This window comes from Aliamphritea spongicola (assembly GCF_017051665.1).
GTDB lineage: Bacteria > Pseudomonadota > Gammaproteobacteria > Pseudomonadales > Balneatricaceae > Amphritea > Amphritea spongicola.
In genome coordinates, this window is record NZ_JAFIDL010000119.1 from 1 (window position 1) to 284 (window position 284).

The 284-nt window shown below is 54.6% G+C and carries 1 protein-coding gene; it reads right to left on the reverse strand.

Translation table 11 applies throughout. The annotated features are described in order from the left end of the window. Nucleotides 1-284 (reverse strand): hypothetical protein (locus JYB63_RS22985; protein ID WP_205660238.1); only part of this gene is annotated, 284 nt, incomplete at both ends.

The following is a 284-nucleotide window of genomic DNA, read 5'->3' on the forward strand; positions in this document are numbered from 1 at the left end:
CTGTGCGCCGGGAATAAACATAGAGGCGACCGTCACAGGATCCACCGCCCCGGCGGCAATACTGGCTAAGGTTCCTACGCCGCCAGCTTCAGACAGCACCCGACGGTCTTCATTCTCATCATCAATCTGCTGTTTGATCCACGCGGTTTCCTGCGGTGAATTCGCATCAGAAAACGCCGTCGCCCATTGTTCATAACCATGCAGCTCGGCTTTATCAGCATAAGGGTTATAACCCTCCACGGCCTCAAATTGCTTTGTCGGCTGGAACATGCCAGCCAAGACGT